At 71.5% G+C, this 20,377-nt stretch carries 21 protein-coding genes; 14 read left to right on the plus strand and 7 right to left on the minus strand.

All coding sequences use genetic code 11. The features are described from left to right. Positions 1-11: 11 nt before the first annotated feature. Positions 12-1,010, minus strand: coding sequence for a prolyl aminopeptidase (pip, locus tag ABZ948_RS27035; RefSeq protein ID WP_435857614.1), 999 nt, complete (start codon positions 1,008-1,010; stop codon positions 12-14). 130 nt (positions 1,011-1,140) lie between these two features. On the opposite strand from pip, the gene ABZ948_RS27040 reads away from it, so the two are divergent. The 6 genes from ABZ948_RS27040 (at position 1,141) to ABZ948_RS27065 (ending at position 4,809) form a co-directional block, all read left to right on the plus strand. Next, entirely contained in the window at positions 1,141-1,644 is a 504-nt protein-coding gene (locus ABZ948_RS27040; protein ID WP_359763679.1) for a MarR family winged helix-turn-helix transcriptional regulator, read from the plus strand. 72 nt (positions 1,645-1,716) lie between these two features. Beyond that, entirely contained in the window at positions 1,717-2,901 is a 1,185-nt protein-coding gene (locus ABZ948_RS27045; RefSeq protein WP_359763681.1) for a helix-turn-helix domain-containing protein, read from the plus strand. Positions 2,902-3,046: 145 nt separating this feature from the next. Then, a complete protein-coding gene (locus tag ABZ948_RS27050; protein ID WP_359763683.1) occupies positions 3,047-3,349 on the plus strand; it encodes a hypothetical protein in 303 nt (100 codons plus the stop codon). Then, on the plus strand, positions 3,349-3,699 hold the full coding sequence (locus ABZ948_RS27055) for a hypothetical protein (protein WP_359763685.1): 351 nt from the start codon (positions 3,349-3,351) through the stop codon (positions 3,697-3,699). Before ABZ948_RS27050 ends, ABZ948_RS27055 begins: the two co-directional genes overlap by 1 nt. Before the next feature lie 171 nt (positions 3,700-3,870). Then, a complete protein-coding gene (locus ABZ948_RS27060; RefSeq protein ID WP_359763687.1) occupies positions 3,871-4,440 on the plus strand; it encodes a hypothetical protein in 570 nt (189 codons plus the stop codon). Between the two features lie 141 nt (positions 4,441-4,581). Beyond that, positions 4,582-4,809 (plus strand): hypothetical protein, encoded by a 228-nt coding sequence (locus tag ABZ948_RS27065; RefSeq protein WP_359763689.1) that lies wholly within the window; start codon positions 4,582-4,584, stop codon positions 4,807-4,809. A gap of 372 nt (positions 4,810-5,181) precedes the next feature. Here the strand turns inward: ABZ948_RS27065 and ABZ948_RS27070 are convergent, their stop codons facing one another. The 5 genes from ABZ948_RS27070 to ABZ948_RS27090 all read right to left on the minus strand — a co-directional run bounded on the left by ABZ948_RS27070 (position 5,182) and on the right by ABZ948_RS27090 (position 9,640). Next, a complete protein-coding gene (locus ABZ948_RS27070; protein WP_359763691.1) occupies positions 5,182-6,177 on the minus strand; it encodes a threonine ammonia-lyase in 996 nt (331 codons plus the stop codon). 138 nt (positions 6,178-6,315) lie between these two features. After that, complete coding sequence (locus ABZ948_RS27075) at positions 6,316-6,696, minus strand: hypothetical protein (protein WP_359763693.1); 381 nt, start codon at positions 6,694-6,696, stop codon at positions 6,316-6,318. Positions 6,697-6,708: 12 nt separating this feature from the next. After that, positions 6,709-7,257 carry a hypothetical protein gene (locus ABZ948_RS27080; RefSeq protein WP_359763695.1) on the minus strand — a complete coding sequence of 183 codons (549 nt, stop codon included), beginning with the start codon at positions 7,255-7,257 and terminating at the stop codon, positions 6,709-6,711. A 184-nt stretch (positions 7,258-7,441) separates the two neighbouring features. Further along, on the minus strand, positions 7,442-7,999 hold the full coding sequence (locus ABZ948_RS27085) for a GNAT family N-acetyltransferase (RefSeq protein ID WP_359763697.1): 558 nt from the start codon (positions 7,997-7,999) through the stop codon (positions 7,442-7,444). A 369-nt stretch (positions 8,000-8,368) separates the two neighbouring features. Beyond that, the gene (locus tag ABZ948_RS27090; RefSeq protein ID WP_435857616.1) at positions 8,369-9,640 is read right to left on the minus strand and encodes an MFS transporter; all 1,272 of its coding nucleotides are present in this window, start codon (positions 9,638-9,640) and stop codon (positions 8,369-8,371) included. A 95-nt stretch (positions 9,641-9,735) separates the two neighbouring features. Between ABZ948_RS27090 and ABZ948_RS27095 the strand changes: the two genes are divergently transcribed. The 3 genes from ABZ948_RS27095 (at position 9,736) to ABZ948_RS27105 (ending at position 11,492) form a co-directional block, all read left to right on the plus strand. Further along, positions 9,736-10,188: a winged helix-turn-helix transcriptional regulator gene (locus tag ABZ948_RS27095; RefSeq protein ID WP_359763717.1), complete on the plus strand. Its 453-nt coding sequence runs from the start codon at positions 9,736-9,738 to the stop codon at positions 10,186-10,188. Positions 10,189-10,323: 135 nt separating this feature from the next. Further along, on the plus strand, positions 10,324-10,659 hold the full coding sequence (locus tag ABZ948_RS27100; RefSeq protein WP_359763699.1) for an ArsR/SmtB family transcription factor: 336 nt from the start codon (positions 10,324-10,326) through the stop codon (positions 10,657-10,659). Positions 10,660-10,661: 2 nt separating this feature from the next. After that, the gene (locus ABZ948_RS27105; protein WP_359763701.1) at positions 10,662-11,492 is read left to right on the plus strand and encodes a cation efflux transmembrane domain-containing protein; all 831 of its coding nucleotides are present in this window, start codon (positions 10,662-10,664) and stop codon (positions 11,490-11,492) included. Positions 11,493-11,533: 41 nt separating this feature from the next. On the opposite strand, the gene ABZ948_RS27110 is transcribed toward ABZ948_RS27105, so the two are convergent. Next, a complete protein-coding gene (locus tag ABZ948_RS27110) occupies positions 11,534-12,028 on the minus strand; it encodes a signal peptide protein (protein ID WP_359763703.1) in 495 nt (164 codons plus the stop codon). A 333-nt stretch (positions 12,029-12,361) separates the two neighbouring features. On the opposite strand from ABZ948_RS27110, the gene ABZ948_RS27115 reads away from it, so the two are divergent. From ABZ948_RS27115 to ABZ948_RS27135, 5 genes are all read left to right on the plus strand, one after another. Next, positions 12,362-14,017, plus strand: coding sequence for an alpha/beta hydrolase (locus ABZ948_RS27115; RefSeq protein ID WP_359763705.1), 1,656 nt, complete (start codon positions 12,362-12,364; stop codon positions 14,015-14,017). A 141-nt stretch (positions 14,018-14,158) separates the two neighbouring features. After that, entirely contained in the window at positions 14,159-16,144 is a 1,986-nt protein-coding gene (locus ABZ948_RS27120; protein ID WP_359763706.1) for a glycoside hydrolase family 97 protein, read from the plus strand. Between the two features lie 111 nt (positions 16,145-16,255). Next, positions 16,256-18,454 carry an MMPL family transporter gene (locus ABZ948_RS27125; protein ID WP_359763708.1) on the plus strand — a complete coding sequence of 733 codons (2,199 nt, stop codon included), beginning with the start codon at positions 16,256-16,258 and terminating at the stop codon, positions 18,452-18,454. Positions 18,455-18,459: 5 nt separating this feature from the next. Continuing rightward, the gene (locus ABZ948_RS27130; RefSeq protein WP_359763710.1) at positions 18,460-19,650 is read left to right on the plus strand and encodes a sensor histidine kinase; all 1,191 of its coding nucleotides are present in this window, start codon (positions 18,460-18,462) and stop codon (positions 19,648-19,650) included. After that, positions 19,647-20,285, plus strand: a complete 639-nt coding sequence (locus tag ABZ948_RS27135) for a response regulator (protein WP_359763712.1) — start codon at positions 19,647-19,649, stop codon at positions 20,283-20,285. The genes ABZ948_RS27130 and ABZ948_RS27135 overlap by 4 nt, the downstream gene beginning before the upstream one ends. Positions 20,286-20,377: the final 92 nt, after the last annotated feature.

Here is a 20,377-nt window from a genome sequence, read left to right on the forward strand (position 1 = left end):
CTCACACGCCGCTAGCCCCGTTCCGCCCCGCCGCCCCGTTCCGCCCCGCCGCCCCGTTCCGCCCCGCCGCCCCGTTCCGTCCCGCCGAACCGTTCGGTCCCGCTGAACCGTTCTGTCGCGGCCAGCACGGCGTCCGTCGTCGCGTCTCCCGACAGCCCGTGCCCCTCCCCGCCGATCAGCACCAGTTCGGCGTCGGGCCACACCCGGGCCAGCCGCCAGGCGATGTCCGGGGGTCCGCTGATGTCCATCCGGCCGTGGATCAGCACGCCGGGGATGCCGGTGAGCCGGGGCGCGTCGCGCAGGAGCGCCCCGTCGTCCAGGAAGGCCGCGTGCCGCCAGTAGTGCGTGACGAGGCGCGCGAAACGGAAGCGGAAGCGCGGGTCCTCGTAGCGCGGGTCGGGCTTGTGCCCCGGGTGGGTGGAGACGTGCACGTCCTCCCACCGGCACCACTCCCGCGCGGCCCGCTCCCGCACGGCCGGGTCGGGGTCGGCGAGCATCCGGGCGTACGCGTCCACCAGGCTGCCGTCACGCTCGGCCTCCGGCACGGCGTCCCGGAAGCGGGCCCACTCCTCGGGGAAGATCCGCCCCATGTCCCGCGTGACCCACTCCACCTCCCGGCGGGTGGTGTTGGTGACGCTGAAGAGGACCAGTTCGCTGACGTGCTCCGGGTGCCGCTCGGCGTAGGCCAGCGCGAGGGTCACGCCCCAGGAGCCGCCCAGGACCAGCCAGTTGTCGATGCCCAGGTGCCGGCGCAGCAGCTCGATGTCGGCGATGAGGTGGTGCGTGGTGTTGGCGGCGAGGGAGGTCCGCGGATCGGCGGCGTCGGGCGTACTGCGCCCGCACCCGCGCTGGTCGAACAGCACGATCCGGTACGCCGCCGGGTCGAACAGCCGCCGCCAGAACGGCCCCGCTCCCGATCCCGGCCCGCCGTGCAGCACGAGGGCGGGCTTGCCGACGGGGTTCCCGCAGGTCTCCCAGTAGACGCGGTTGCCGTCGCCGACGTCGAGCATGCCGTGCTCGTACGGCTCGACGGGGGGATGAAGCCTAGGACGAAGCCCGGCGGCCATGTGCGATGCCTCCCCACATTGAGATGCACTGCGATAATGCGCTGCAATATAACAGCACTGTTAGATTATCGGCATGAGCCGTCATCCGGATCCCGTCGCCGTGGGCACCCTGCTCCGCCACGTCCTCGAACTCCTCGACGGCGACGTGGCCAAGGTCTACGAGGAGCAGGGCCTCCCCGAGTACCGTCCCCGGTACTCCCCGGTCGTACGGGCCCTCGTCGCCGAAGGTCCCTTGTCCGTCCGCGACTTGGCCACCACGCTGGGCGTCACGCACTCCGCCGCGAGCCAGACGGCGGCGCAGATGGCCCGCGCGGGCCTGGTCACCCACACCCCCGACCCCCACGACGCCCGCCGCCGCCTGATCGACCTCACCCCCAAGGCCCGTGCCCTCCTCCCCCGGATCGAGGCGGAGTGGGAGGCCACGCGAGCGGCCATGGCGGAACTGGACGCGGAGCTGTCGATGCCGCTGGCCGCGTTGCTGACGGAGGTGGCGGAGGCGGTGGGGCGGCGGTCGTTCCGGGAGCGGGTGGTGGGGCGTATCCGTATCGGTCGTGAGGGGGCCGGAGGCTCGGAGTGACGGGAGGCAATCGCAGGAGGTCGGCAGGGGGCGGGGGTACCGTTCTCGTGTCGATGCAGAACGGAGACCAGGATGTCCCCGAACACTGACGAGCGCGCGGGCGCACGCATCGCGCACGTGCGCAAAGTCCGGCGGTTGACGCAACGCGAGTTGGCCGATTTCTCGCACGTTTCCTACAGCACCCTGACCAAGGTGGAGCAGGGCGTCCTGCCCGCGAGCCCGTCGGTGATCGGCGCACTCGCCCGTGCCCTCTCCGTGCCCGTCACCGAACTGACCGGGCAGCCCTACCTCGAAGAGCTGCGCCAGGACCAGCTGGACGGCCTGATCCACCCGATTCGCGAGGCCCTGAACATCTACGATCTGGGCCCCGACCCGGAGGTGAGGCCCCGCCCGGTCGAGGAGTTGGAGAGGCACGCGGAGAAGCTCTGCGCCATGGTCCGCGCGACGGACATCAAACAGGTCGCCGCCGACCTGCCCGGCCTCATCCACGAGGCCACCACGACGGCGCACACGCACCCGGCGGACCGCACTTGGCGCTTGCTGGCGAGCACGTACCGGACCGCCTACGACGTGACGACGAAGCTCGGGTTTCCCGACCTGTGCATGGTGGCGCTGGACCACATGGAGTGGGCCGCGCAGCGGGCCTCCGACCCCGTGCTGAGCGGAATGCGCCAGTACCTGCGCGCCCTTGTCTACCTCCGGGCCAGCGACTACCGCACGGGCAAGCGGCTGGTTGGGCTGGGCATGGCCACCCTGGAGCAGGCGGAGCCGGGGCGCGTCACCGATGTCGTCACGGGACAGCTCCACCTCGGCGCCGCCGTGATGGCGGGCCGGGACAAGGACAAGGACACCGCGGAAGGACACCTCGGCGAGGCAGAGCGCATCGCGGGGCAGACCGGACCGGCCGAGAAGGTTCAGTGGCTCTCCTTCGGTCCGACCAACGTCGGCGTGCACCGGGTCAGCGTGCTCACCGAACTCGACCTGTACGCCGAGGCGGTGGGCTCGGCCCAGGAGATGACGATTCCGGAAGGGTGGCCGCCGTCGCGCCTCGCTCACCACCACGCCGAGGTGGCGCGGGCCGAGATGTGGACGGGCCGCACGGACGCGGCGTTCCGGAGCCTGTTGAAGGCTCGGAAACTCGCCCCGCAGCAGACGCGGTACCACCCGACCGTGCGCGAGACATACGCCGGTCTGGAGGCGGCCAAGCGCAGGATGCCGGAGAGCTTCGGCAACTACGGTTCCTGGCTCGGGATGTGACGTAAAGGCAGGCAATGGCCGGGGCTATCAGCAATGTCTGATAGTTCCGGCCTTCGCATGTCGGCACGATGCCAGGGTCGGAAGACCCCCGCGACCGTGCGACCGGTCCGGGGGCGTGGCCACCAACCCCGTGGAGGTTGACGACATGCGTCACGCTATCGCGTGGATCTTCGAAGCGCTGCTGCGACTGCTGCTGCCGGCACGAGGCCGCCATCGAGCCCCCGAACCGTCAAGGGCCGTGCGGCCCTCGGAGGCACCACTGGTCCGTCTGCCGCGCGTGCCCGCGTTACGCGGCGAGGACATCGGCCTCGTCCGTCCCTACCTCGTCGCCCATGAGCGACGCGAGGCGGAACGGCGGCAGCGCACACCGCGGCGCACACTGGTGCTCGCCCCGGGCGGCATCGGCATCCGCCCCCGTCGGACTCGTGGCATGGGGGTGGCGGCCTGATGACCTACGACCGGAACGCCGTCCCCGCGCTCGGTCCGGGCCTGCGGCTGCTGCCCTGGGAGACCGACACCGGCAGGCCGTGTTTCCTGGATGCGGACGGTGGCCAGGGCGCACTGTCCCGGCTGGCGGACGAGATCGAGGAGGACCAGCTGCGCGACGGCGCCGACGTCCTCGAGGGCGCCCGAGCCGTGCTGCACGACGGCAAGGCGGGGGAGTACGCGCTGCGGAACGCCCTGCGAGCGGTCACCCAGTGCCTCGGCAACGTGCTGCGTGTCGCCGACAGCCGCGGGGCGCGTCTCCCCCAGCCGGATCGCGACCGGCCGCAGCTCTCGACCGGGGCACGCGGATGAGCGCGGACGACAGCGTCGTGCGCCGCCGCTACCGGTTCGCCGAGTGGACTCTGACGGAACGCCGCCATGACTGATCCCGGTGTCGAACCACACGGACATGGCAGGAGGTGAGAGAAGCGTGGCGCTGGTGTACCGCGGTTGTCTCCTCGTCAGGTGGGTTATGAAGCACTCATGGCTCTGACTGGTCAACTGGTGACACTGCTCGCCGTAGCGTTGGGCGCCGTCCTGTCGATGGCGGCGACGATGATCGTGGAGAAGGCACGATGGCGCCGCGAGCAGTCCGTCCGGTGGGATGAGCGGCGTTTGAGCGCGTATGGCGAGTACGCCCACGCCGTGAAGGAACTCGCGCACCGCTATCGGCGGATCGCGGTCGCCAAGGGCATCGCCGCGAGTGGAGCCGCGCCGCTGGAGCCCACCGAGGAGGTTCTCGCCGAAGTGGCGGAGGCCGAGTTGCAACGCTCGGCGCTCGCCGAAACGGTGTGGCTGCTTGGGGACGTCAAGACGAACACGGCCGCTGTCAGGCTGAACCACTGCCTGTGGCATCTGGAGTGGCTGGCCCGTGAACTTCCGACCAGAGAACAGGGCGGCTGGGACCAGGCATACGAGGACTTCCGGCAGGCGCGGCATCGTTTCCTGGAACTGGCGCGTGCCGGCCTCGGTGTGCGAGGCACACGCATAGCCGAGTCGGTTCCCTGGCCACCGCCCTGGAGGGGTGACCTTTCCCAGGGCCCTCGGCGTTGAGGGCCGGGCCGCGTCCGTCGGTTCCGCTGATCTCTCCATCGTCCTGCACCTACAGTGCAGAGGCGGCAGCCGGGCCATGTTCGCGGACACGGTGGAAACGAGGTCGGCGTTTCGATGCAGGTAGCGGGCGGGCATCCCGCTATGTCGGAAGAGGCGCGCCTGGCTGCCTACAACACCGTTTCCACCTCGCTCGCCCTGCGAAGTGATCGCGAGCTGGCCGGGCTTGTGGACGCCGCCGTGCCGCTCGGTTCCGGTATCGGCGGGAAGTCAGCGCTGATGGAGGTCGACGGAAATCCGGTCTTCGTGAAACGGGTGCCGCTCACGGACATGGAGCGGGGCCCGGAGCACGTACGGTCCACGGCCAACTGACCGACGGCCGCCTCTACTTCACGGATTACGGCCTCGCCCTTTCCTCCCGGTTCGATCTGTCACCGTCCGAGACGAGATTCTTCGAACTGCACCGGACCTACGATCGCTGCTACACGGTCAGCTGGCTCGTGAACTGGCTGATCACCGCCCTCTACGGATACGAGCGGAAGCAACGCGTGGCACTCATCCACGCATGCGCCGAGGGGGAGAAGCCGCCGGATGGGCCGCCAAAAGCCAGGGCGATCCTTTCCCGCCACGCGCCGCTCGCCGCGGTGCTGACGGACTTCTACCTCACGATCCAGGAGGAGAGCAGGGAAAGCCCGTACCCGTTGGAGGCCCTCCGTCGAGTCCTCGACGCGGACAGGGCACGGCCTACCTCGCCTGTCGCTCGGACCCGTTGACGCCGGCCGCACCGACCCAGCGGTGATAGGCGTCCACGTCGACGTTGCTGCCGCACAGGATGGTGACCACGTGCCGGCCGGCGAAGCGGTCGCGGTCTTCGAGGATCGCCGCGATGCCGAGCGCGGCCGACGGTTCGACGACGAGGCCGGCGTGGTCGAGGAGCATCCGCATGCCGGCGGTGATCGACGCCTCCTGGACCAGGACCGCGTCGTCGGCGACCAGCAGGAGATCGTCCAGGACGGCCGGGATGGGACACCGGCCCGCGACGCCGTCGGCGATGGTGTCGGTCGAGTCGGTGGTGACGACACGCCGCCGGCGCCACGAGTGGGTCAGCGCCGGTGCGCCCAGCGGCTGGACGCAGATCACCTCGGTCCCGGGCGCCATGGACTTCACCACATGTCCCACGCCGGTGGCCAACGCTCCGCCGCCGAGGGCGATCAGGACCGCGTCGAACGACGGCGTGGCGTCCACCAGCTCCAGGCCGATGGTCCCCGCGCCCTCGCAGGTCTCGAGGTCCAGGCTGTCCTCGACCAGCCGGATGCCGTCGCGGCGCGCGATGGCCGCGGCCCGTTCGCGTGCCATCTCGTGGTCGCCGTCCACGAGTTCCAGCGTGGCGTCCAGTGCGCGGATGCGATCCAGCTTGGCCGCGGTCGCGAAGCGGGAGGCCACGACGGTGACGTCGAGCCCCCGGCCCCGACCGGACCAGGCGAGGGCCTGGCCGAGGTTGCCCGCGCTGGCGCACACCACGGCCCGCGAGCCCTGGTCGGCGAGCAGGCTCGCGACCACCTCGGTGCCACGGGCCTTGAAGCTGCGGACCGGGTTCGCCGTTTCGAGCTTGATGCTCACCGCGCACCCGAGGGCGGGCTCCAGCGCCTCGCAGCGGTACAGCGGAGTGTCGAGGAAAACCGGGTCGATGACCCGGCGGGCCGCTCGGATCCGAGCGGTGTCGAGGCGCGTTTCCCGCATGACACGACAGCGTAGGGCCGTCGGCGCTGTTCCACGCGGTGCGTTCAGGTCCGAGGGCCGGGGAGCAGAAGCGGCAGAGGCCTCGGATCTCTCCGAGGCCTCTGTTCCTCACTTACCAGACTCTGTCCCCAACCGGCGTTACTTCGCGCCGAGTTGGCCGCTCAGTTCCGTGACGAGGTGGTATCCCCCGGCGAGATCGATGTCCGTCCGTTCCCTGAGCAGCTTGATCGCGGAGTCGCGCCGGCCGCTGCCCAGCAGGTCGGTCATCTCGGCGACCAGCGGAGCGTCGAGGTGCCGTAGGGCATCCAGCGCCTGGCTGTACGTGGTGGGCAGGGCCTGGCCCTGCGTGAGCAGGTCCAGGGCCACGGAGGCCGTGTCCAGGCCGAGGCCCGTGTCCTTGCGCAGGCGACGGACGGCTTTGGCGGTGCGTCCCTCACCCGCCAGTGCCTGCGCCTCCTGCTGCGCTCCCTGCTCGACGGGCGTGATCAGTGCGGTGGTACGTGCCTTGGTGCTCGTCATGACGCCTCGCCCCTATCGGCAGTTCTTCTTGATCCCGTCGATCCCGAGTATCACCGAGGCCAGGCCGCCGAGCGTGGCGCCCAGTTCGCTGATCTTCTCCTCGCCCTTGGAGACGCGGATGAGGAGGTAGGCGGCCTCCTTGACGGAACCGACCTTCTTGATGAACGCCTTCAGCTTCAGGATCTTCGCGACGGGAACCGCGCCGCCGGCGATGGCGGCCGTGATGGACCCCACGCACTTGGCCGTCTGCCACCAGCCGAAGGCCACGACGCGCGGCTTCCCGGCGGGGAGGTGTTCGTCGAGGTAGGCCTGGACGGCTGCCTCTCCCTGCAGCTCGACGCCGACGGGGATCCCCTCGATCACCTTCAGCATGGCGATGAGCTTCTGCCCTTCGGCCGAGTCCAGTTCCTCGGCGGCGGTCATGGGCTCGTCGGCAGCGACGACCGCTGCCGGGGCCGTGGTGCCGCGGTCGGCGGCCACGGCGGCCTGGCTCAGACCCGTGCCCAGGATCGCGGCGGCGGTCAGCACGGCGGTGGCAGCGGTCAGTCTCTTGATCTTCACGATGTTCCCCTCTTCGGTCTTGCGTCCAGTTGGTCATTCCTGGACCGGACGCGGCGTCTCCCCTGGTCAGAGGGAGGCCGCGTCCCGCAAATGATCATTAACCCGCCCTTGCGGCAAGGCAACGGATTTGAGCAGGTTCTGAGGGATCTTCAGAGGGGGTGGCGCGTGGATTCGTGGGCCGGCCTCAGCGATGAACGCTCGGCCTGCTGTCTGAGCCCCGAAGCTCCCTGACCATCACCGAGTACACGGGCGAGTCGGCGAAGGGCTGTTGCTCGCCCGTCTTGGCGTAGCCCCACGACTCGTACAAGGCCTGGACCTTGGGGTGGGTCACGTCGACCAGGAGGACGGCGAGGTCTTCGGGGCGTTCCTTGAGAAGCGCCTCATGAAGTCGTTCGGACAGTCCTTGCTTGCGCCACCGGGGGCGGACCATGACCTCGGACACCGCGTAGGTGGAGGTCTGGCCGTGGGCGGGTTCGTAACCTGTCGAGCGCCACCATTCCCGCCCGGGCGCGAGCGGCGCGCCGTAGGCGAAGCCGGCCGGTTCCTCACCGTCGTACGCCACCACGCACGAAAAGCCGTCCATGCCGGTCCAGTGGTCGACGAACCAGGCGAAACGCTGGTGGAAGGGGTCGTCCAGCTGGTCGGCGTAGGCGTCGGCATGAACGTCGATGAGCATCTGCCGGAAGCCCTCCGCGAGGTCTCCGTACTGGAAGTGACGCAGGTCGATCACGCTCGGCTCCATTCGGCTCGCATGCGGTCTGCCCAGTCTCGGGCGTGGGCGCTGGTGGGAGCCAGGGTGAACAGGTCACGGTGGAAGTCGCCGACGAGAGTGACCCGGTGTGGCAGCGGAAGGCGGCTGGGATCTTGGCCAGGGCGTGGTGTGCCATGGCTTCGGCGTGTGCGGGTCGGCGGCTGTCGAAGTTGACGATCGCGCCGAGGTGGTCCAGTTCCGCAGGGCCGTAGAAGGAAGTGCGTCGCGGCCGTCATCGAGAGCGGCGTTCGCCAGTGCTACACGAACAGTCTCGTTGGGCCCGGTGACATGGCGGGGCGTCCACGGGTGAGGGACGGCCCACCGGCCCAGCCGATCACCCTGGACGGCTGAGTCCCGTCATCAGGGCTGGGTGCGGCTTGACGGCCGGGCGGCGGCGTCCGGGGCGCTGTGCCGAGTGCACGCCCACAGCACGAGCCCCACGCAGCTGAACGCGGCGCCCAGTGCGCATACGGCGCCCCAGCCCGCCACCGAGTAGAGGGAGGTCGCGGCGACGGCACCGGTCGCGCTGCCGACCGAGTAGAAGACCATGTATCCGCCGATGAGCCGGCTGCCCGCGTCCGGGTGCAGTGCGTGGATCAGGGTCTGGTTGGTGACATGGACCGCCTGCACGGCGAGGTCGAGGAGGACGACCCCGACGGCCAGGGCCCAGAGCGAGCCGCGGGTGAAGGACAAGGGCAACCACGAGGCGACGAGCAGTGCCAGGGCGATGCCGGTGGTCCGCCGGGAGAGTCCGCGGTCGTTCAGGCGGCCCGCCGCGGTCGCGGCCAAGGCCCCGGCGACACCGATCAGCCCCAGCGCCCCGATCGCGCTGTGGGACAGGAAGTACGGGGCCTCGCTGAGCGGCAGCGCGACGCTGCTCCACAGCGTGCTGAAGGCGGCGAAGATCAGCAGACCGAACAGGGCCCGGAGCCGCAGCAGTCGTTCGCGTGCGAACAGGGTGATCGTGGAGCGCAGAAGCTGCCCGTACCGCAGCGCCGCCGGTGGAGTGTCACTGTGGCGCGGCAGCACGCGGTGCAGGACGAGGGCGAGCAGAGCGGTGAGCGACGCCGAGGCGAGGTAGACGGAGCGCCAGCCCGCGAGATCGGCCAGGAGGCCCGATGCGGTGCGGGCGAGCAGGATCCCGATGACGACGCCGCCGGTGACGAGACCCACGACCCGTCCGCGCTCGGCGGGAGGGGCCAGTGATGCCGCGAAGGCCACCAGCGTCTGCGTGACGACCGAGAGGAGTCCCACCGCGGCCATGCCCGCGAGCAGGAGCGCCGCCGTCCGCGCGGCGGCCACCACGGCCAGCGCGGCCACCAGCAGCAGCAGTTGGGCCACGACGAGCCGTCTGCGGTCGGCCACGTCGCCCAGCGGCACGAGGAAGAAGAGTCCCACCCCGTATCCGACGTGCGTGAGGGTGACCACGCTGCCGACGAGTGCCGGGCTCATGGCGAGGTCGTGGCCCATGGTCACCAGGAGCGGCTGGGAGAAGTAGACGTTGGCCACCGCGGCACCGCACGCGACGGCGAACAGCAGGACGACGCCACGGGACAGGACGAACGCCGGACCCTCCTCGCTTCGGGCCGCGCTCCCTGATGTCACGTCCTCGCAGCTGCCGGGCATCGGCATCCACCCCTCCCTCTATTTGGTTGCAAGTTGCCACCAGATAGGGACGCTAGCCGTGTTGGTAGCATGTTGCAACCATCGTGAAAGTGAAGGACGCCATGGTGACCAGGACCCGCTTCGACGACAGTGAGTGCCCCGTCGCCCGCTCGGTGGACGCGATCGGCGACTGGTGGTCCCTGCTGATCGTGCGTGACGCCTTCGACGGAAGCCGGCGCTTCGGGGAGTTCCAGCGCAGCCTCGGAGTGGCCAAGAACATCCTCGCCGCGCGCCTGCGCACCCTGGTGGCCGGCGGCGTCCTCGAATCCGTCCCCGCGTCGGACGGCAGCGCCTACCGCGAGTACGTCCTGACCTCGAAGGGCAAGGCGCTCTTCCCGGCCATCGTGGCACTGCGGCAGTGGGGCGAACAGCACTTCTTCGCCCCCGGCGAACCGCACTCCCAACTGGTCGACCGCCACCGGGAACAGCCCCTCCGCCCCCTGGAGGTGCTGTCGGCGGACGGGCGCCGGCTGCACCCCGACGACACCACCGTCCACAAGGTCACCGATGAGTGATCGGGGCCCAACGGCCGTCGCATGCCCGTCCCTTCCGGCGCCCCGCCCCTGATGGGGCCAGCAGCCCGGTCACAGGCGTCAGGCACCGGAGGATCCACGGTTTCGTGAATTCAGGAGTCCGTGTACTGTCTTCCCATGCTGACCGTCGCCCCCGACATCGAGGTCCTCGCCCGATTCGGTCGCGCCCTCGCCGATCCGATCCGCTGCCGCGTCCTGCTGGCCCTGCGCGACGCCCCCGCCTACCCGGCCGATCTCGCCGAGGCCCTCGGCGTCTCCCGGACGCGGCTGTCGAACCACCTGGCGTGCCTGCGCGACTGCGGGTTGGTCGTCACCGTCCCGGACGGCCGGCGCACCCGCTACGAACTCGCCGACGAACGCCTCGGTCACGCCCTGGACGCCCTGCGCACCGCCGTGGTGGCCGTCGAGACCGACCGCAGCTGCCCGGACGCCGACGCGAAGGGCTGCTGCTGAGGATGGCCGCCGAGACTCCGCTCACGCTCGGCCCCGCCCCGGGCCGCCGCGACGCGCTCACCCGCCGGATACGGCTCCTGGTCGCCGCGACCATCGCCTACAACGTCGTCGAGGCGATCGTCGCCCTCACCGCCGGTGCCCTCGCCTCCTCCACCGCGCTGATCGGCTTCGGCCTCGACTCCGTCATCGAGGTCTCCTCCGCCGCGGCCGTCGCCTGGCAGTTCTCCGCGGCCGACCACGCCGTGCGCGAGGCGCGCGAGAAGACCGCCCTGCGGATCATCGCCGTGTCGTTCGTCGCGCTCGCCGCGTACGTCGCCGTCGACGCCGTGCGGGCGCTCACCGGCACCGGCGAGGCCGAGCGCTCCGTTCCCGGCATCGTCCTCGCCGCCCTCTCCCTCGCGGTGATGCCGTTCCTGTCCGCCGCGCAGCGCCGTGCCGGACGGGAACTGGGCTCCGCCTCCGCGGTCGCCGACTCCCGGCAGACCCTGCTGTGCACCTACCTGTCCGCCGTCCTGCTGGCCGGTCTGGTCCTCAACGCCACGCTCGGCTGGTCCTGGGCCGACCCGATCGCCGCCCTGGTGATCGCCGCCGTGGCGGTCAAGGAGGGGCGGGACGCCTGGCGCGGTGAGGGCTGCTGCGCCGCACCGCCGCCGTCCGTCCGGGAGCCGGTCGCCGGTTCGGGGGCCGCCGACGCGCGGGAGGAAACTCAGGAAGGCACGCGGGAAGGCGCGCGGGAAGGCACGCCGGAGGGCGGCTGCGCGTGCCGTCCGGGCTGCTCGTGCTGCAACCCGGCCGGACGTCGCACGCGCCCCGCACCGGCACCGCGCCCCTGACCTTCGCCCGCCTCAAAGGGTCGCCCGTCACCCGTCACCCGTCACCCGTACAACGCCACCCGCGGCAGCACCGTCCCCCGCACCCCCGGCTGCACGGCAGTGACCCGGTACCGCTCCGTCAGCGTTTCGCCCGCGCCCAACGTCCGCCGCGCGGCCGTGAGTTCCGTGTACAGCGTCCCCGTCTGGCTGCCCACGGCCACGGGCTGCCGGCAGCCGTGCCCGGTGCGCCGCTCCACCGTGAGGTCCGACGGCGTCAGGTACGGCCCGGCGTCCGGGGACAGCACCAGGAGCTGCGGGGCGACCGTCACCGCCGTCGGCCCGTCGTTGCGGTAGATGACCGTGAAGTCCCGGCTGCCCTCGGCCTGGAGCGGGCTCGGGGCCAGGTCGACGAAGTCGGTGGGTACGGCGGCCTCTCGCGTCTGGGACGTCGTGGGCGGCGGTGTGGCCGCCAGGGCGGGGCCGGCCGTGGTCAGGCCGGTGACCGTGACGGCCAGGGCGAGGAGGGTGAGCCTGAGGCGGCGGTTTCGGAACGGCATGCGCGTCGGTCCTTCGGATTCGCTCGGGCGAACTGGGAGGGCCCGCACGGCCCTTGACCTGAAGGCGCCGCCGGGCCGCTCCCGCCATCGTAGGCAGTGGTGGAGCCGCCCGGATCAGCCGTATGGCCGAGGCGGAACACCCTCCCGCCGCGTAGTCTCCGGCGATTCCGATGGTGAACACCGCGGCAACTACCGCCGGGTACCGGGGAGATGTGGTGGAAAAGGTCGCCGGATCGGGTCGCGCACCCCGTCGGATTGGGCTAGACATGCGGCGAACCACGCCGGCATCAGGACGCGCCGGTCGGCGCGTCCGCCCAAGGGGGAACGGAAAGAGTGACCACACACGACCACACCTCGCGCCACTCCGGCTCCGGAGCGCGCAGACGCATCCCACGACTCAGAATCGCCCTGGCCGCCGCGGCCGCCTTCGTCGTCGCCGGAAGCGGGGTCCAGGCGGCGGCACAGCCTGCCGGGGCAGCCACGCAGCCGCCCGTACCGAACCTCACCTGGTCCGACTGCCAGGGCGGCTTCGAGTGCGCGAACGCCGATGTGCCGCTGGACTACCGCGATCCACAGGGCAGGACCATCACCCTCGCGGTGATCCGCAAGAAGGCCCCCGACCAGGGCCGGAAGAAGGGCACCCTCTTCCTCCAGCCGGGAGGACCGGGCAACTCGGGCGTCGACTTCGTCCGCAACAACTACGACGACCTGCCCGCCGCCCTGCGCGACTCCTTCGACGTCTTCGGGTACGACGTACGGGGCGTCGCCCGCAGCTCCCAGGTGGAGTGCTGGGACGACGCGACGTACACGAAGGCCATCCGGGAGGCCAAGGGCGCGCCCGGCCCGGACGCCTACGACAACGCCGTGCGCCAGGGCGCCGAGTTCGACCAGGCCTGCCAGGACCGGGCGGGCGAGCTGCGGCCGTACGTCGGCACCGGGTACGTCGCCCGCGACATCGACCTGCTGCGCCAGGCCCTCGGCGAGGACCGGCTCACCTACTACGGCCGCTCCTTCGGCAGCTACATCGGCACCGTCTACGCGGCCATGTTCCCCGACCGCGTCCGCGCCCTGGTGCTGGACGGCGCCTACGACCCCGAGCACTACGCGAACCACCCCTATGCCTACGACCGGCCCCAGTACCTGGCCCTGGACGGCGCGATGAGCCGCTTCCTGGACTGGTGCGAGGCCGACCAGGCGACGTGCGGGTTCGGCGACGGCGACCCGCGGGCCGCGTTCCAGAAGCTCAAGGCGGACCTCGACGCGAACCCCGTGCCGACCGCGGGCGGCGGCCAGGCGAACGGCTACACGCTCGTCTACCGCCTGATGTTCAACATCAACGAGGGCAAGGTCATCTGGCCGTCCCTCGGCGAGGCCCTGCGCAAGGCCCAGCAGCGCGACAACACCTCGTTCCTGCTCCGGCCGCCGTCCCCGGCGAGCTACGACTTCCTCAACCCGAACATCGTGGTCGAGTGCGTCGACAAGGACTACCCGCGCAACCCGGCGCTGCTGAAGCGGCAGGTCACCACCAACGCCAAGCTGGCCCCGCTGCTCGGCCCGGCCCTGGCGTACGGCCCGCCGCTCTACGACCACCAGCACGCCACCACGTGCGCCCAGTGGACCGGCGACAAGCCCAGCCGCTACGACGGGTCCTTCCGGGCCAAGGGCTCCGCGCCGATCCTGGTCCTCGGCACCACCGGCGACCCGGACACCCCGTACCAGGACGCGATCGCCCTGTCCCGCCGGCTGGACAACGGCCGGCTGCTCACGTTCCAGGCCGAGGGGCACACCGCCTTCGGGCGCAGCGCCTGCGCGACGGACGCCGTGACGAGCTACCTCGTCGACGGCAAGGTCCCGGCGCGTGGCACGACCTGCGCGGACGAGACCCAGCCGCCCTCCTCCACGCCGAAGACGGCCCCCTCGGGCACGACCCTCGGTGAGCTGCGCAACGGCGTCAACGAGCGGCTCGACCGCCTCGGCACCCTGCGCTGACCGCTCCGCCCCGGACCCCGGACGCCCCGTACCGCACGGGGAGTCCGGGGTTCCGGGGTCTTGACCCCCTCTCGTGGCAGGCCCTACAACTGACATCCGGTAGAAACCGTTTACTACCTGTTTGCCGAGAGGGGTCCCGCGATGAGCCCGACCAGAGGGTCACGAGAGCAGGAAGCGCCCGCGCCGGGCAGAGCGGCCGCGCGACCGGCCCCGGCCTCCCGCCGGGCGGTGCTGAAGGGCGCCGCCGTCACCGCCGGGCTGGCCGCCACGGGCCTCGGCACGACCGGGCCCGCCCACGCCGCCGACGACGGCCGCCCGGAGAGCGTCACCGCCCGCATGGGCGGCACCTCCATCACCCTGACTCTCGCCGGGGGCGCCCTGCGCTGGTCGGCGCGCCGCGGCGGCAGGACCGTGATCGGCGACTCCGCCCTCGGCCTCCGGCTCGGCGACGGAACGGTCCTCGGCAACGATGTCAGGGTGACCGGCCACCGGTTCGGCACCCGCCGCACCACCTGGACCCCGGTCTACGGCCGCGACGCGACCGTCACGGACCTCTACCAGGAGCAGTGCTGGGACCTGCGGGACCGCGCCACGGGCATCCGCTTCGGCGTGCAGGTCCGCGCGTACAAGACGGGCGTCGCCCTGCGCCACCTCCTCCTCGACGAGGGCACCGCGACCATCGCCGAGGAGCTGACGACGTTCGTCTTCCCCGACGGCACGACCGTCTACAGCGCCCGCGACGAGAACGCCTACGAGCCGGTGGCCCCGGGCGCCATACCCGTCACCGGCACCGCCGGCACGGACACCGGCCCGCTCACCGACCTGCCGCTCACGGCGACGCTCGGCGACGGCCTCATCGCCTGCGTCTGCGAGTCCGCCCGGGTCGACTACCCCCGGCTGATGCTGAGTTCGGTGCCCGGCGAGCCGAACACCCTCGCCGCCTTCCTCATGGAGCACACCGCCCGCGGCACCGGACCGGTCGAGACGACGTCCACCGTCGCCACGCCCTTCGCCACACCGTGGCGCGCGGTGGTCATCGGCGCCACGCACGCCGAACTCGTCGACAACGCCGAGCTGGTGCTCAACCTGGCCCCGCCGAACGCCCTGCCCGACACCTCCTGGATCAAGCCCGGCAAGGTGTTCCGCTGCGAGCTCTCCACCGCCGCCGGACTCCAGGGCGTCGACTTCGCGGTGGCCCGGGGCCTGGAGTACGTCGAGTACGACGCCGGCTGGTACGGCCCGGAGTTCACCACCCCCGACGCCACCCGGCCGATCCCCGCGATCGACCTCCCCGCCGTCATCGCGTACGCCACGAGCAAGGGCGTCGGCGTCTTCCTCTACGTCAACCGGCTCGCGCTGACCGACGCGGACTCGCTGTTCGGCCTGTACAAGAGCTGGGGCGTGCAGGGCATCAAGCTCGGGTTCATCAACGACGGCACGCAGACGATGACGAACCAGATCGTCGACTGGGCGAAGACGGCCGCGAAGTACGAACTGCTGATCGACATGCACGACGACGTCCGGCCGTTCGGCTACGAGCGGACCTACCCGAACTGGATCAGCCTGGAGGGCGTGCGCGGCAACGAGCAGTTCCCGACGGCCGCGCACAACGTGACACTGCCGTTCGCCCGCAACGTCGGCGGCCCGATGGACTACACGATCTGCTACGGCCAGTCCCGCGACAAGACGACCAACGCCCACCAGATGGCGATGGCCGCGGTGTACTACCAGCCCCTCAACTTCCTCTTCTGGTACGACAAGCCGTCCAAGTACAGCAACCCGGCCAACTGGCCCGGGCTGCCCTGGTTCAACGCCGTCCCGGTGACCTGGGACGAGAGCCGCACCCTGGACGGCTCGATCGGCGAGTACATCGCGGTGGCCCGGCGCAGCGGCGCCGACTGGTACCTGGGCGCGATGACGAACGAGTCGTCCCGCACCCTGTCCCTGCCGCTGTCCTTCCTCGGCAGCGGCACGTACACGGCGACGGTCTACGCCGACGGCACCCCGGGCGCGCGGCCGTACCAGACGCCGGTCGTGGTGAGCACCCGCACCGTCACCGCCGCCGACACGCTCGACGTGGCCATGGCCCCGGCGGGCGGGCAGGCGATCGTCCTCAGGCCGAGCTGACCGCCCGGCTGCGGGGGTTTTCCCCCGGGCCCGGGTCGACCGACCGGTGGACGGCAGGTTCAACCGACTGCCTCTGTCGGCCGACTGCCCAGGTCAGCGACGCTTTCGGGCATGAACTCACTATCTGTGCGCGTGGCGCGCTGGAGCGCCCGGCACCCCTGGCGGGCGATCGCCGGCTGGCTGGTGTTCGTCGCGCTGTGCCTGGGGGCCGGCAGTGCCGTCGGCACGAACAGCGCGAAGACGGCCGACTACCGGGTCGGCGAGGCCGGCCGTGCCGAGGCGCTCGCGGCCGAGGCCCATCTGGAGCGCAGGGCCGCCGAGCAGGTGCTGATCTCCTCCCGTTCGGGCGGTGCCCTCGACGAGGGTGCCGCCCGGGCCGCCGCGGAGGACCTGACCGACCGGATGCGCCGGCTGCCCGAGGTGGCGGGCGTGGCCGACCCGCTGCTGTCCGGCGACCGCCGGATCCTCATGGTCGAGGTGTCCCTGAAGGGCGAGGAGCGGGACGCCAAGGACAAGGTCGACGCGCTCCTGGCGCAGACGGCGGCGGTGCAGCAGGCCCATCCCGGGCTGCTGCTGGAGGAGACCGGAAGTCCCTCCGTCAGCAAGGGAGTCGACCAGCAGCGCAGCGACGACCTGGCGCTCTCCGAGGCGATCACCCTGCCGGTCACGCTGATCACGCTGCTGATCGTGTTCGGCTCGGTGACCATGGCCGGGGTGCCGCTGCTGCTGGCGCTGTCGTCGATCGCCGCGGCGGTCGGGCTGTCCATGGTCGTCTCGCACGTGTCGCCCGACGCGGGGGTCGGTACGAACGTCATCCTGATGATCGGCCTGGCGGTCGGCGTCGACTACACGCTGTTCTACCTCAAGCGCGAGCGGGAGGAACGGGCCCGCTCCGGCGGGCGGCTGGGCTCCGAGGCACTGGTGGAGCTGGCCGCGGCGACCTCGGGCCGCGCGGTCGTGGTCTCCGGGCTCGCGGTGGTGGCCTCCACGGCGACGCTGTACCTGGCCTCCGACGTGATCTTCTCCTCCCTCGCGACCGGCACGATCGTGGTCGTCCTGGTCGCGGTGACCAGTTCGCTGACGGCCCTGCCCGCGCTGCTCGTCAAGCTCGGGCGGCGGGCCGAACGCCGGGCGCTGCGGCGGGCCGAGCGCGGCAAGCCGGCGCGGCGGGTGCGGGGCGAGAGCGGCGGCGGCCGGATCTGGGCCACCCTGCTGCGTCCCGCGGCCCGGCATCCCCTGGCCACCCTGTGCGTCTCGGTCCTCGCCCTGCTCGCGCTCGTCGTCCCGCTGGCCGGACTGAAGATCACGGAGATGAGCCGGGACACGCACTCCCGCGACATCCCCGCGATGCGGGTGTACGACCGGCTCAACGACGCGTTCCCCGAGCAGCGGGTGACCCACCAGGTCGTCGTCCGCGCCGACGCCTCCCGGTCGGGGGAGGTGACAGCCGCCCTGCGCGAGGTGGCCGAACGTGCCGACGCCGACCCGCTGTTCACGGGCTCCGCACGGATCCGCGCCGCGTCCGACGACCGCACCCACACCCTCGAACTGAAGGTGCCGCACCTCGGCAACTCCGACGAGGCGTACGACTCGCTGGACCGGCTGCGGGACGACCTCCTGCCCGCGACCGTGGGCCGGATCACCGGCGCCGAGTACGGCGTGAGCGGCGACGTCGCCCGCTACGCCGACTATCCCGCCCACCAGAACGGCAAACTGCCCCTGGTGCTGGGCGCGTTGCTGCTGGTGACGTTCGCGATGACCGTGTACGCCTTCCGCTCGGTGGTGCTCGGGCTGCTCGGCGTCACCCTGAACCTGCTGTCCGCGGCGGCGGCGCTGGGGCTGCTCGTGCTGGTCTTCCAGGGGACGTGGGCGGAGGGCCTGCTGGACTTCGACTCCACCGGGTCGGTCGGGTCGCGGGTGCCGCTGTTCCTCTTCGTGATCCTGTTCGGTCTGTCGATGGACTACCAGGTGTTCGTGGTGAGCCGGATCCGGGAGGCGGTGCTCGCGGGCGTGCCCACGCGGCAGGCCGTGCTCGACGGCATCCGCTCCTCGGCGAGCGTGGTGACCAGCGCGGCGGTGGTGATGACGACGGTGTTCGCCAGCTTCGTCTTCCTGCACATCATCGAGATGAAGCAGATCGGCTTCGTGCTGGCGGCGGCCGTGCTGATCGACGCGTTCGTGGTGCGGGTCATGGTGCTGCCGGCGGCGATGCTGCTGCTCGGGGAGGCGACCTGGTGGCCCTCGCGGCCCGCGGTCACTCCGGCTCCGGAGAAAAGCCCCGCCTCGCGTGCGGTGGCCGACGTACGTTGACCCTCATGACCGCTCTCGCCGGGTCCACCGCCGACGCCTTCTGGGCGACGTCACTGCGCCGCTGGAACACGGTGTGCTGGCTGCTGTTCGCCGTGATGGCCGTCGGGCTGGTCGCCATCGACCGGCCCGGCGGGAGCAAGTACGCGGCGCTGGCGCTGCTGGGCGGCATGGTGCTCTGCTACGCGGTCCTGGACCGCTTCCCGGACAACCCCGTCGTACGGCCGCACGTCTACCTGTGGGTGCTGGTGGTCGCGCTGGGCGGGCTGGCGTATCTGCGGGGCAACTACGCGGCGCTGTTCATGGTGACGCTGCCGCACTACTGGATGTTCGGGCGGACGCCGAGGGCCTCGATGGTGTTCCTGGGGCTCGCCACGGTGGCGACCCTGACCGGGCACGTGCTGCGGCAGGACGGCTGGACGGTGGAGTTCTTCACCGAGGTGCTCGTGTCGACGCTGATCGTCGTCGCCGTGGGCGTGCTGATCGGGCTGTGGGCGCACTCGGTGGTCGCGCAGAGCGCCGAGCGGGCCCGGCTGATCTCCGAACTGGAGCAGGCGCAGGCGGAGTTGTCGCAGGCCCATCAGCGTCAGGGCGCGGCGGACGAAAGGGAGCGCATGGCACGCGAGATCCACGACACCCTCGCGCAGGGTTTCGCCTCGATCATCGTGCTGGCGGAGGCGGCCCGGGCCGGCCTCGACGCCGAACCGGCCCGCAGCGCGCAGCAGTTGCGGTCGATCGAGTCCACGGCCCGGGAGAACCTCGCCGAGGCCCGGGAGCTGGTCGGCTCGGCCCAGCGGCCCGGCCAGGCGGCCGCCGGTCCGGTGGCCCGCACCCTCCGCCGCATCCTGGACCGCTTCGCCGAGGACACCGGCATCGGCGTCGACGCCGACCTGGCCGACCTGGAGTGCGACCAGCAGACCCGGATCGCGCTGCTGCGCTGCACCCAGGAGTCCCTGGCCAACGTGCGCAAGCACGCCCGCGCCTCCACGGTCGGGGTGGTCCTGGCCCGGCAGCCGTACGGCGTGGAGCTGGAGATCACCGACGACGGGACCGGGTTCGTGGTGGAGGAGTCGACGGGCTTCGGCCTGGACGGCATGCGCAAGCGGCTGGCGGAGCTGGGCGGGAGGCTGACGGTGACGAGTTCGGTGGGCGACGGCACGCGGGTGCAGGCGCTGATACCCCTGGGGGTGCGGGCATGACCGAGGGACCGCTCCGGGTGGTCATCGCGGACGACCACACCGTCATGCGGGCCGGCGTCGTGGCCCTCCTCGCCTCCGACACCGGCATCGAGATCGTCGGCGAGGCGGGCGACGGCAGCGCCGCCCTCGCCCTCGTCGAACGCCACGGGCCGGATGTCGCCCTGGTCGACCTGCGGATGCCGGTGCTGGACGGAGTCGCCACGACGACCGAGATCGTGACGCGCTTCCCGCGCACCCGCGTGCTGATCCTGACGACGTACGACACCGACGCGGAGATCGAGCGCGCGGTGGAGGCCGGGGCGATCGGCTACCTCCTGAAGGACACCACCCGCGAGCAGCTGGCCGACGCGATCCGCGCGGCGGCACGCGGCGAGACCGTGCTGGCCCCCCGGGTCGCCGAACGCCTGGTCGCCCGCATGCGCCAGCCCGTCCGGATCCCGCTCACGGCCCGCGAGGAGGACGTCCTCGACGCGGTCGCGGACGGCCTCACCAACGCCGAGATCGGCCGCCGCCTGGTCATCTCCGAGGCCACGGTGAAGACCCACCTGCTCCGCCTGTTCGCCAAACTCGACATCAACGACCGCACGCGGGCGGTGGTGGTGGCGATGGAACGGGGACTGCTGCGCAGGCCTTAGGGGGTGTCCGCAAAGTCCCGTCGTTCGCCCGGAGGGCGGGCCCTGCGGCGTTCGGTGCGTGCTCTCGGCGTGCCGGGCGGACGCCCGCGTAC

It is taken from the genome of Streptomyces olindensis (assembly GCF_040645895.1).
GTDB classification, from domain to species: Bacteria; Actinomycetota; Actinomycetes; order Streptomycetales; family Streptomycetaceae; genus Streptomyces; species Streptomyces olindensis.

Coding starts and splice junctions, on each gene's coding strand:
- pip (WP_435857614.1), bottom strand. CDS start 1,010: ATGCTCGACGTCGGCGACGGCAACCGCGTCTACTGGGAGACCTGCGGG.
- ABZ948_RS27040 (WP_359763679.1), top strand. CDS start 1,141: ATGAGCCGTCATCCGGATCCCGTCGCCGTGGGCACCCTGCTCCGCCAC.
- ABZ948_RS27045 (WP_359763681.1), top strand. CDS start 1,717: ATGTCCCCGAACACTGACGAGCGCGCGGGCGCACGCATCGCGCACGTG.
- ABZ948_RS27050 (WP_359763683.1), top strand. CDS start 3,047: ATGCGTCACGCTATCGCGTGGATCTTCGAAGCGCTGCTGCGACTGCTG.
- ABZ948_RS27055 (WP_359763685.1), top strand. CDS start 3,349: ATGACCTACGACCGGAACGCCGTCCCCGCGCTCGGTCCGGGCCTGCGG.
- ABZ948_RS27060 (WP_359763687.1), top strand. CDS start 3,871: ATGGCTCTGACTGGTCAACTGGTGACACTGCTCGCCGTAGCGTTGGGC.
- ABZ948_RS27065 (WP_359763689.1), top strand. CDS start 4,582: ATGTCGGAAGAGGCGCGCCTGGCTGCCTACAACACCGTTTCCACCTCG.
- ABZ948_RS27070 (WP_359763691.1), bottom strand. CDS start 6,177: ATGCGGGAAACGCGCCTCGACACCGCTCGGATCCGAGCGGCCCGCCGG.
- ABZ948_RS27075 (WP_359763693.1), bottom strand. CDS start 6,696: ATGACGAGCACCAAGGCACGTACCACCGCACTGATCACGCCCGTCGAG.
- ABZ948_RS27085 (WP_359763697.1), bottom strand. CDS start 7,999: ATGGAGCCGAGCGTGATCGACCTGCGTCACTTCCAGTACGGAGACCTC.
- ABZ948_RS27090 (WP_435857616.1), bottom strand. CDS start 9,640: ATGCCGATGCCCGGCAGCTGCGAGGACGTGACATCAGGGAGCGCGGCC.
- ABZ948_RS27095 (WP_359763717.1), top strand. CDS start 9,736: ATGGTGACCAGGACCCGCTTCGACGACAGTGAGTGCCCCGTCGCCCGC.
- ABZ948_RS27100 (WP_359763699.1), top strand. CDS start 10,324: ATGCTGACCGTCGCCCCCGACATCGAGGTCCTCGCCCGATTCGGTCGC.
- ABZ948_RS27105 (WP_359763701.1), top strand. CDS start 10,662: ATGGCCGCCGAGACTCCGCTCACGCTCGGCCCCGCCCCGGGCCGCCGC.
- ABZ948_RS27110 (WP_359763703.1), bottom strand. CDS start 12,028: ATGCCGTTCCGAAACCGCCGCCTCAGGCTCACCCTCCTCGCCCTGGCC.
- ABZ948_RS27120 (WP_359763706.1), top strand. CDS start 14,159: ATGAGCCCGACCAGAGGGTCACGAGAGCAGGAAGCGCCCGCGCCGGGC.
- ABZ948_RS27125 (WP_359763708.1), top strand. CDS start 16,256: ATGAACTCACTATCTGTGCGCGTGGCGCGCTGGAGCGCCCGGCACCCC.
- ABZ948_RS27130 (WP_359763710.1), top strand. CDS start 18,460: ATGACCGCTCTCGCCGGGTCCACCGCCGACGCCTTCTGGGCGACGTCA.
- ABZ948_RS27135 (WP_359763712.1), top strand. CDS start 19,647: ATGACCGAGGGACCGCTCCGGGTGGTCATCGCGGACGACCACACCGTC.